Source organism: Phyllobacterium sp. P5_D12 (genome assembly GCF_054049495.1).
This window is the reverse complement of sequence record NZ_JBFUMG010000154.1, coordinates 1-9,173: the sequence shown is the minus strand read 5'-3', so window position 1 is coordinate 9,173 and position 9,173 is coordinate 1. Positions and strand designations below refer to the sequence as shown.

Annotated in this window: 8 protein-coding genes and 2 pseudogenes; 3 read left to right on the top strand and 7 right to left on the bottom strand. The window is 57.9% G+C overall.

Translation table 11 applies throughout. The features are described 5' to 3' along the window. Positions 1 to 249 (top strand): annotated as a pseudogene (locus ACXJ5O_RS12350) (hypothetical protein); the annotation flags it as partial. Between the two features lies 1 nt (position 250). Next, a complete protein-coding gene (locus ACXJ5O_RS12345) occupies positions 251 to 805 on the top strand; it encodes a chromate transporter (RefSeq protein WP_457300141.1) in 555 nt (184 codons plus the stop codon). Here the strand turns inward: ACXJ5O_RS12345 and ACXJ5O_RS12340 are convergent. From ACXJ5O_RS12340 to ACXJ5O_RS12330, 3 genes are read right to left on the bottom strand one after another with little or no spacing between them, the layout of a single operon-like run. Continuing rightward, complete coding sequence (locus tag ACXJ5O_RS12340; protein WP_457300140.1) at positions 794 to 1,816, bottom strand: PdxA family dehydrogenase; 1,023 nt, start codon at positions 1,814 to 1,816, stop codon at positions 794 to 796. The two genes, ACXJ5O_RS12345 and ACXJ5O_RS12340, sit on opposite strands and share 12 nt — an antisense overlap. Continuing rightward, positions 1,813 to 2,916, bottom strand: a complete 1,104-nt coding sequence (locus tag ACXJ5O_RS12335) for a tartrate dehydrogenase (RefSeq protein ID WP_457300139.1) — start codon at positions 2,914 to 2,916, stop codon at positions 1,813 to 1,815. The genes ACXJ5O_RS12340 and ACXJ5O_RS12335 overlap by 4 nt, the downstream gene beginning before the upstream one ends. A 12-nt stretch (positions 2,917 to 2,928) precedes the next feature. Then, positions 2,929 to 4,005, bottom strand: coding sequence for a tartrate dehydrogenase (locus tag ACXJ5O_RS12330; RefSeq protein WP_457300138.1), 1,077 nt, complete (start codon positions 4,003 to 4,005; stop codon positions 2,929 to 2,931). A 166-nt stretch (positions 4,006 to 4,171) separates the two neighbouring features. Here ACXJ5O_RS12330 and ACXJ5O_RS12325 point away from each other — a divergent pair, with 166 nt between their 5' ends. Further along, positions 4,172 to 5,125: an alpha/beta fold hydrolase gene (locus ACXJ5O_RS12325; RefSeq protein ID WP_457300137.1), complete on the top strand. Its 954-nt coding sequence runs from the start codon at positions 4,172 to 4,174 to the stop codon at positions 5,123 to 5,125. A gap of 106 nt (positions 5,126 to 5,231) precedes the next feature. Here ACXJ5O_RS12325 and ACXJ5O_RS12320 read toward each other — a convergent pair whose 3' ends face one another. From ACXJ5O_RS12320 to ACXJ5O_RS12305, 4 genes and pseudogenes are all read right to left on the bottom strand, one after another. Further along, positions 5,232 to 6,302 carry an isocitrate/isopropylmalate dehydrogenase family protein gene (locus tag ACXJ5O_RS12320; RefSeq protein WP_271897938.1) on the bottom strand — a complete coding sequence of 357 codons (1,071 nt, stop codon included), beginning with the start codon at positions 6,300 to 6,302 and terminating at the stop codon, positions 5,232 to 5,234. Positions 6,303 to 6,314: 12 nt separating this feature from the next. After that, complete coding sequence (locus ACXJ5O_RS12315) at positions 6,315 to 7,409, bottom strand: AbrB family transcriptional regulator (RefSeq protein ID WP_457300136.1); 1,095 nt, start codon at positions 7,407 to 7,409, stop codon at positions 6,315 to 6,317. An 11-nt stretch (positions 7,410 to 7,420) separates the two neighbouring features. After that, positions 7,421 to 8,836 carry an MmgE/PrpD family protein gene (locus ACXJ5O_RS12310; RefSeq protein WP_457300135.1) on the bottom strand — a complete coding sequence of 472 codons (1,416 nt, stop codon included), beginning with the start codon at positions 8,834 to 8,836 and terminating at the stop codon, positions 7,421 to 7,423. Between the two features lie 118 nt (positions 8,837 to 8,954). After that, positions 8,955 to 9,173: pseudogene (locus ACXJ5O_RS12305) on the bottom strand (hypothetical protein); the annotation flags it as partial.

The window sequence follows — 9,173 nt, the reverse complement described above, 5'->3', positions numbered from 1 at the left end:
TGCCAGTTGTTCGACGCCCTTGCTGGCTATCCCTTGTTGCCGGTAATTTCGGATGGTGTGGCCTTCGCTGCAATGGGCCTTTTGATCATCATGTGTGTTCATGGCGTTCGCAGGGCGATGCGATTTCCTCCATCCATTATTACCATTGCGGTGACGGCGATACTTGTCGGGATTTTCCGCTTTCCCCTCATTCCGGTTGCTTGCGTCATCGCCCCGATCAGCGTCGCTCTGGCCTGGCGGAGAATCTGAAGTGCGTTTCGATACCCTCGTTGCGATCGCCCTGGTGTTCATCCCTTTTTCGCTCACCTCGATCGGCGGCGGCGCAGCGATTGTGGCGGGTATTCAACATGAAACAGTCACTGTTCATGCCTGGGTGAATTCTCGCGAATTTMTCGACCTGTTCGCAGTGTCGCGCGCCGCTCCCGGGCCTGGAATGATGCTTGCTACCGTGATCGGCTGGAAGGTCGCTGGCTGGCTCGGCGCTTTCGTGGCGACGCTCGCCCTCTTCGTTCCATCATCGCTGCTATGCTACTCCGTCTTCAAGTTGACAAACCATCATCGCGACAAGAAATGGCATCGCGCCATGCGGGAGGGTTTGGCGCCGGTCGGTATCGGCTTGATCATCGCGGGCGTCTTGTCGTTGTTCAGGCTCGCCGATGGAGGGGTCACAGCCTTTGTAATCGCTGGCCTTTCAGGCGTGATCCTATACTTTGCGCCAAGGTTCCCGGTCTTGGGCGTACTGGCACTTGGCGGCCTTGCCGCTATGTTGGCATCGACATTGAGTACCTGGGTTTCAGTCCTGTAACGCCTTGAGCCGTTTGAACTGAACCAGCCTGCTGGCTAGTTTTATGGCGTTCTCAAACGCGCCTGTATCCGCCACACCCTTGCCGACGATATCGAACGCTGTCCCATGCGCCGGGGTTGTGAAGACCGTATCCAGGCCCGCGGTCACCGTCACGCCCCGATTGAATCCGCGCATCTTCGTCGCGATCTGGCCCTGGTCATGATACATGGAAAGGACGCCGTCATATTCTCCGGCAAAGGCCTTGAGATAGACTGTATCGGACGGGAAGGGACCCTCGCAGTTGATGCCCTTCGCCGCCATAGCTTGGACAGCCGGGCGAATGATCTCGATCTCTTCGGTTCCGAACAGACCGCCTTCGCCGCCATGCGGATTGAGCGCGGCGACGGCAAGCCGTGGAGACTCGATCCCCGCCTTCTTCATCATCGTCGTCGCCAGAACAATGGCATCTTCGATCGCCGGGCGGTTGATCTGCTCGACGGCCTGTCTGAGCGAAACGTGCGATGTGACGCGCGACATCCACTGATTGTCGAGCACGTTCATTTCGCTGAAATAGCCCTTGTGGCCGAGCAGATGAGCGAACATCTTGTGTTCGTCGGGAAATTTCCATCCGCCATCATACATGGCGCGTTTGTTGAGGGGTGCGAAGGAAACGGCGTCGACTTCACCAGCCTTGGCGAAATCGATTGCCCGTGACAATGTTTCACCGGTTACGCGACCGGATTCAGCGCTGCCGATCCCGGGTGCATAAAGTGCCGGATCGGTGTTGGCGAGGTCGATGAGCGTTACAGCATCGTCTGACCAATCGATCGCGGCAGGAGATGAATAGCGCTTATAGGAAAACGATACCCCAGCCTGTTGCATTCCGAGATCGATGACCCGTGCATCGCCGACGACGACGATGCGGGCGGTGCTCGACATCCGCCGGTCGTGCAGAATCCGCGCGGTTTGCTCCGGACCAATTCCGGTGCAGTCGCCGGGTGTCAGGGCAATGATCGGCAGTTCTGTACTCATGACGCCCTCGACGCGTTGGAATTGGATGAGGAAAGCGCCTCCGCGACCGCCCTGCCGCAGGTGATCGTATTTGCGGTGCCGCCGAGATCGCCGGTCCGCTGAGCGGGATTGGCGAGCACCGCCTCGATTGCATCAATAATAGCTGCCGCAGCCTGGGCATGTCCCAAGTGCTCCAGCATCATGGCTCCCGCCCAAATCTGCCCGATCGGGTTGGCGATGCCCTTGCCGGCGATATCCGGCGCCGAACCATGTACCGGCTCGAACAGTGACGGAAAATTGCGCTCCGGATTGATGTTGCCGGAAGGCGCGATGCCGATGGTTCCCGTGCAGGCAGGGCCGAGGTCCGAGAGGATATCGCCGAAAAGGTTGGATGCCACAACGACATCGAAACGATCGGGGTTGAGCACGAAGTGCGCGCAAAGAATATCGATGTGATACTTGTCCCAGCGCACATCAGCGTAGGACTTTGCCATCTCTTCCACCCGCTCATCCCAATAGGGCATGGTGATCGAAATACCGTTGGATTTGGTCGCTGAGGTCAGGTGTTTCTTGCCGCGGCTTTGGGCAAGATCGAAGGCGAAACGGAGAATCCGGTCGACGCCGATACGGCTCATCACCGTTTCCTGAACGACGATCTCCCGCTCGGTCCCGGGGTACATCTTGCCGCCGATCGAGGAATACTCACCCTCCGTGTTCTCACGGACGACAAAGAAATCGATATCGCCCGGCTTGCGGCCTGCCAAAGGTGACGGCACGCCCGGCATAAGGCGTACGGGACGCAAGTTCACATATTGGTCGAACTCGCGCCGAAACTGCAGGAGCGAACCCCATAGGGAAATATGATCCGGGACGGTCTCCGGCCAGCCAACGGCGCCAAAGAAGATCGCGTCATGGCCGCCGATCTGCGCTTTCCAGTCCTCGGGCATCATGCGGCCGTGCTTCGCGTAATAATCGCACGATGCAAAGTCGAAGGTGTCGAACTTCAAATCGAGATCGAATTTGTCCGCGGCCGTTTTGAGGACGCGCAATCCTTCCGGGACTACCTCTTTTCCGATGCCGTCGCCGGCAATCACCGCAATCTTGAGACTGTTGGCTGGCATCTTGTTTCCTTCCTATTCGTTGTCGCCGAGAATTGCCGCACAGACAGCGTCGGTGACCATTTCTGTGGTGGCAGTGCCGCGAAGGTCCGGTGTGTGCAGTGCCGGGTCGGCAGTGACCCTTTCGATGGCGCGCATAAGCCTGGCCGCGGCCGTGGGCTCGCCGAGATGTTCGAGCATCATCACAGCCGACCAGAATGTCCCCACCGGGTTAGCGATCCCCTTGCCGGTGATATCGAACGCCGAGCCATGGATGGGTTCGAACATCGAAGGAAAACGTCCTTCGGGATTCAGGTTAGCGGTTGGCGCAATGCCGATCGATCCGGCGAGTGCGGCGGCTAGGTCAGAGAGAATATCGGCATGAAGGTTTGTAGCGACAATCGTATCGAGCGATCGCGGGTTGAGCGTCATGCGTACGGTCATTGCGTCGACCAGCATCTTGTCCCAGGTAACATCGGGAAAATCGCTTGCAACTTCTCGGGCGATCTCATCCCATAATACCATGCCATGGCGCTGGGCGTTCGATTTGGTGACCACGGTCAGGAGCTTGCGCGGCCGCGATTGCGCGAGCTGGAAAGCAAAGCGCATGATGCGGGAAACGCCGGCACGCGTGAAGATCGAGACTTCCGTCGCCACCTCTTCCGGCAAGCCCCGGTGCGAGCGGCCACCCTGGCCGGCATATTCCCCCTCGGAATTCTCGCGAACGATTACCCAATCGAGATCCTCGGCAGTAACACCCCGTAACGGGCTTTCGATGCCCGGCAGAATACGGGTCGGGCGTACATTGGCGTATTGGTCGAAAGGCTGGCAAATGGCGAGGCGCAGGCCCCATAGCGTCAAGTGATCGGGAACGTCTGGCGCGCCCACTGCACCGAAATAGATAGCGTCGAAGGCTTTCAATTTGTCGATGCCGCCTTCGGGCATCAGGACACCATTCGCCTTGTAGAAATCCGATCCCCAAGGGAAATTCTCGACATCGACAGTGAAATTGCCATCGCGGGTTGCGCAGGCATCAAGGACACGAAGCCCGGCGGCAACAACCTCCTTGCCAATACCGTCGCCCGGAATGGCTGCAATCTTGTGTGTCTTCATTGATTGACTCCTTGGCGGCGCATTTGGCAATTCCGTTTCCATATACTCGGATGACGATTTTTTTCATGATTGTCAATTATAAATTGTTGACAATTTACAGAAATGGGCATGACGTGATCTCCAGGATATCCTGCATGATTGATAGCAAGCGAGAAGGAGAAATGSGATGTCGCTGACAGAGTCGATGTCCAAGGTGCCCCCGTTCTTTGAAGAAAAGGGAAAGCTGATGCACGGTTTCCGCTATGAGCGGATACGAACTGCGGGCGCCGAGATCAATGTAGCGATCGGCGGTGAGGGGCCGCCGCTTCTGCTGTTGCACGGCAATCCGCTGACCCATGTCAGCTGGCATAGGATCGCGCCCGCGCTCGCCAAAAGTTTTACTGTTGTTGCCCCCGACCTGCGCGGCTATGGCGACAGTTCGAAGCCTGATGGAAAAGAAGATCATTCCGCCTATTCGTTTCGCGCGATGGCGCAGGACAACGCCGAGGTCATGTCGCACTTTGGCTTCGAGAAGTTTCAGGTTGCCGGACATGATCGCGGTGCGCGCGCTGCTTTCCGTATGGCGCTCGATTTTCCCGATCGCGTTGAGCGGCTGGCTTCGCTTGATATCGTGCCCACATATCATGCCCTTACCAACGTTACTCTCGGATGGGGGCTCGAAGCCTATCATTGGTTTTTCATGGCACAGAAGGCACCATTCCCTGAAAAACTGCTGACAGCCGACCTTGACTACTACATCGACTACAAACTCAACAAGAAAGGCGTCGGCCTTGAAATATTCAGCCCGGAAGCGATGGCTGAATACAAGCGCTGTACCACGCCTGAGCAGATCCATGCGGTATGCGAAGACTACCGGGCAACCGTCAGCGTCGATCTCGCCATGGATACGGCAGACTTCGGCAAGCGCACGATCAACTGTCCCGTGCTGGTTCTGTGGGGTTCCAACAGCCATTGTGGGCGTCATTTCGCTCCGCTCGAGGCATGGAGGCCCTGGGCTCCCGACATGCGAGGCTGGGCGATGCCAACCGGCCATTATCCGGCTGAACAACGTCCCGATCTTGTCTATGACGCGTTTTGGAAATTCTTCAACGGCCAGGAGCCGGAAGAGATCAAGGCTTAGTTCAAAGACTGCGCTGTAGGCCGCAGAAATGGCGCTGATACCCTCCCCCTTGGGGGGAGAGAGGCTGCGAAGCAGCAGGGAGGGTTCTTTGAACGAACTTGGCGAACTAACCCAGCGCCGCAATAATTCCCTTTGTCATTCCGGCGGTGTCGGCGGTCCCCTTGATATCGCGGGTACGCGTGGCGGGGTCGCCGAGTGCCGTAGCGATTGCTTTCTCCATGATGGACGCTGCCTCCACGGCCTGAGCTATCTTGCGGTTATGGCCCAGCCACTCGATCATCATCCGTGCGGATTCGATCATCGCGAATGGGTTGGCTATGCCCTTGCCGGCGATATCGGGAGCGGAGCCGTGCGTGGCCTGCGCCATCGCCAGGTTGCCCTCGCCGATGCACAAGCCTGGTGCCATACCAAGACCGCCAACGAGCCCCGCCGCCTCGTCCGTCAGTATGTCGCCGAACATGTTGGTGGTAACGATGACGTCGAAACTCTGTGGGTCCCGAATGAGACGCATCGCCATGGTGTCGACGATCACCTCGTCGACAGTCACCTCGGGAAATTCCTTGGCGACCCGGTGGCACTCTTCTACGAACATGCCGCAACCGAGCTTGAACACGGTGTTCTTGTGGACAAGTGTCAGTCGTTTTTTGCGTTGCTGCGCGATTTCGAATGCCGCCCGTGCCACACGCGATGAGCCCACGCGCGTGATGACGCGAACCGAGATCGTCACATCTTCCGTCGGCCGGAATTCGCCAGAGCCGGCAACCACGTTGCGGTCGGGCTGGAACCCCTCATTGTTCTCGCGCACGATGACGAGATCGATGCCCTCGTGAATAGCGCCAAGTCCAGGGAACGATTTTGTGGGGCGGACATTGGCGAAGAGGTTGAAGCCTTTGCGCATGATCGGATGCGGGTTAATCGCACCGGGAACCTTTGGATAAGCCTGATGTCCGATTGGACCGAGAATGAAGCCATCCATCTTCGAAAGCGTTTCCATCGTGCCTTCAGGAAAAGTCGAGCCGTGTGTGTCAAGCGCCGACCGACCGATCGGCATCGGCCGCCAATCGATTTGCAGACCCGTCTTGGCGGCCGCTGCGCGCGTTACCTCGACGGCTGCCGGCACGATTTCATGGCCGATGTCATCGCCGTTTAGAATGCCGATCACGAGATGGCTTGTCATGGAACAATCCTTTCAATCAGAGGATGCGTCGAGGCGACGCGAAAAGGTTTCAAATATCCGAAACGTAAAGAGGATCGTCGTCATCACCACAGCAATCCGTGTGATCTGGAATGCGGTCACCGTCGTTGCATCGAGATGCATCCCCGTAGCGGTGAGCGCCATTTCCGTAACCCCGGCGGGCGCCACGGCAAGCAGACTTGTAACGAATGAAAGCCCCGTAGCTGCCGACAGTGCCAAAGCTATTCCCATGGCAACAGCAAGCAGGAACGCCGTGGTCACGAGAGCCGAAGACGTTACCCGCCATAGCCTGCCGAGCAGCGATCGCCTGAAGCGGCAGCCGAGCCAGACACCGATGACGACCTGCGCTATCGTCAGGACAATCGACGGAACCGCAAAAGGGCCAAAGCCAAAACCTGAGACGATCGCGCCAATAGCCGCGGGAACAAGCAGCCATGTATTGGGCAGCTTGAATCGCCGCACCAGAAATGCAGCGGCAGCACCCACGACGAACAGGGCAACGAGCGGAATCGCTTCGCCCCGAAACGGTATCGGCGTGGGGTGAATGCCGCCATCCTCGCCAAAGATCGTTACGAGGAATGGAACGATTGTCACAATCGATGTAACGCGGATCAAATGAACCACGGCAACCGTATCACTGTCCGCGTTTTTCTGATGGGCGACGACGGCCATTTCCGCAAGCCCGGCAGCGGCGGTAGCGAAGAACGCGGTCTTGCGATCGGTACCGGCAAGCTTTTGCAATAGCAGCGCCGCAACCATTGTAGCAATGATCGTCAAGACCGTTGCAAGAAGCATGAACGGAAGCAGCTTGGCGATTGCAATGACCACGACCGGAACGAAGCGCAAGCCAATAGCCAGCCCGACTGCCACCTGGCCAAGTTCCCGGCCGTAAGGCAATGCAGCAAGTGGCGCACCCATGATGGAGGCACTGCCACAAGCCAGAAGTGGCCCGAGAAGATACGGTAGTGGCATAGAGATGCCTCTGGCAGCCACCGCCCCCGCGATGCCGATCAGCAATGCCAGACCCATTCTCGCGAGGGTGCGGTCGAAGACACGCGGACCGCCACCCAATGTTCCCGAGTCTGGCATGATGGATTTCGTCAGGCGACGGAGATAAGACGCGCTGACAGATCGTCCAGAGTGCTAAGGGTTTCCAGCCCGCGCACCAGTTCGACTATCTCATCCGCCTTGCTGCGGGACATCCCTGCGAACTCGGCGTTCTCACGGAACTTGCCCGCCACCTCGTCGTAGCTCATGGGGAATGCCGGACTGCCCTTGCCAAAATCGGCGCGCCCGGAAATCTTGCGGCCATCCTTGAGCTCGATATCGATCAGGGTTGTCATAAGGTGATAGCCTGCTGCTTCGGCCTCGTCGTCTATAACGAAATCGACCTTCTCGATCATCGCCTTGACGTCCTCGCGTTCGACCGCAGCGTCTGTAAACTCGTTGAGGCCGGCACGGCCTTCGAGCAGCAGGATCGCCATGCAGAATTCCATGGAGAATTTCGCCTGGAGTTCATCCTTCGGACGATGATGGATCAAGGCATTTGGCATATTGGAATTGGTGCCAACGCGTACATGCTTCACGTCCTCGGCGCGAATGCCATGCTCTTTGATCAATCGGAGCATTTCGGTCATTCCGGGATGGGTGAGGGAGCCCGACGGATGCGGTTTGATGGAGATGCCAGGATTGGCGAAGGTCCAAGGCGCGCCCAGCTTGTCGAAAATCGCACTCTGATCGTAGCCGCCGCCCGCTGCGGCAAAGAACCCGCGCGGTGCCTCGAGTATCCGAGGCGTGGCGGTCCAGCCATAGGAAGCGAACTGTGCCGCCGCAACGCCGCTTTCCGAGGAACGTCCGGCATGGAATGGTTTTGTCATTGTGCCGAAATTCTCGCGCAAACCCGCGGACTGGCTGCCCGCAATCGATAGCGCACGCTGCGTGGTCGCGACGTCGAAGCCCATCAGTCTGGCGCTTGCAGCTGCTGCGGCGAAAGTTCCGCACGTAGCCGTCGCGTGAAAACCTGTCTGGTAGTGACGGGGCGCGATTGCTTCGGCGATCTTGCACTCGACCTCGACGCCGAGGTGATATGCCAGCATGAAGTCCTTGCCGGAAGATTTGACAAGTTCGCCGATCGCAAAGGCAGCTGGCAAGGCTGGTGCCGTCGGATGCGTGAGCAGGCCATAGACGCGGTCCTTGGCGACGGCCAATTGTGTGTCGTCATAGTCATCCGCGTGGATGCCGACGCCGTTGGCAAATGCGGCGAACCGAGGCGCTACCTTGCGGCCGCCACCGATGACGGTCGCGGCGCCATCAGCAAGCCCGAGATCTCCGAGATGCCGGCGAACAAATTCGCCGCTTTTGGSAACCGAACCGGAAAGGGCAAGACCGAAGCCGTCGAGTATTGATTTCTTGCCGAGTTCGATGACTTCAGCCGACAAATCAGCAAATGCTGTCTCGACCACGAATTCGGCCACATATTTCGTCAACTCGATGTCGACTGCCTTGTTCTGATTCATCCCAAATCCTCTTATGTCACGTCTGTCTTGAGTAAATTCTCAAATCGACTGTGCTGGGAGGATTGTTAATTGTCAACAGTTTTGTGTTTGCAAAAAACTTGACGGTTCGATTCAAGCTTCAGGTTTCGTCGCGGGATTTCTCGTCGCTCGTTTTGCGCGATTGTTTCTCAACCTGTTCAACCGGTCCTGGCTGTCCAGCTTGACGGGTACGTACGATGCCATTGAGAATATGGGTGCGCGCGGCGATGAGACTACGAACAGGGTCGCGCGCTTCGAGCGCATCGACAATGGCACGATGTTCCTCGTTGGAGATGTGGAGCACATCGTGGCTGGAAAG

Excerpts from the sequence above, each read along its gene's own strand:
- ACXJ5O_RS12340 (WP_457300140.1), bottom strand. The coding sequence starts at position 1,816 with ATGAGTACAGAACTGCCGATCATTGCCCTGACACCCGGCGACTGCACC.
- ACXJ5O_RS12335 (WP_457300139.1), bottom strand. The coding sequence starts at position 2,916 with ATGCCAGCCAACAGTCTCAAGATTGCGGTGATTGCCGGCGACGGCATC.
- ACXJ5O_RS12330 (WP_457300138.1), bottom strand. The coding sequence starts at position 4,005 with ATGAAGACACACAAGATTGCAGCCATTCCGGGCGACGGTATTGGCAAG.
- ACXJ5O_RS12325 (WP_457300137.1), top strand. The coding sequence starts at position 4,172 with ATGTCGCTGACAGAGTCGATGTCCAAGGTGCCCCCGTTCTTTGAAGAA.
- ACXJ5O_RS12320 (WP_271897938.1), bottom strand. The coding sequence starts at position 6,302 with ATGACAAGCCATCTCGTGATCGGCATTCTAAACGGCGATGACATCGGC.
- ACXJ5O_RS12315 (WP_457300136.1), bottom strand. The coding sequence starts at position 7,409 with ATGCCAGACTCGGGAACATTGGGTGGCGGTCCGCGTGTCTTCGACCGC.